At 34.6% G+C, this 356-nt stretch carries 1 protein-coding gene; it reads right to left on the bottom strand.

What is annotated here, in order from left to right:
* Positions 1–215 (bottom strand): iron-containing alcohol dehydrogenase (locus AC2Q9J_RS17700; protein ID WP_499041977.1); only part of this gene is annotated, 215 nt, incomplete at its 3' end.
* Positions 216–356: the final 141 nt, after the last annotated feature.

Consider the following 356-nt stretch of genomic DNA (forward strand, 5'->3'; position numbering starts at 1 on the left):
GGGTCGGCTTGTATATCTGAATAAATAATATAGTCCAAGCCAATTTGATCTAAAATTTTTAAGATGGGTAGGTGAAGCTGATGCTGAATCATTCCCTGATCAGTAACTAAGAGCGCTTTATGATAATTCTGTGATTGCAGAATACTGCCAAGTTCATTGATAGAGCCCAAGCCTGAAATAATGTTGGAAACGGTCTGAAATTGAAATGAGTTCATACTTGTGTCCTTTCTGCTTGGAAAATCTAATTGTTTTCATTCTGCCACGTGTATTTAGGAATGTCAGTATTTCTCTCTATGTATCCGACATAGTCTAAAAACATCGTTAAATTGTTAATAAAACTCTACAAATGCAAAATT

Source organism: Planococcus sp. RAB007_Raresut (assembly GCF_057369535.1).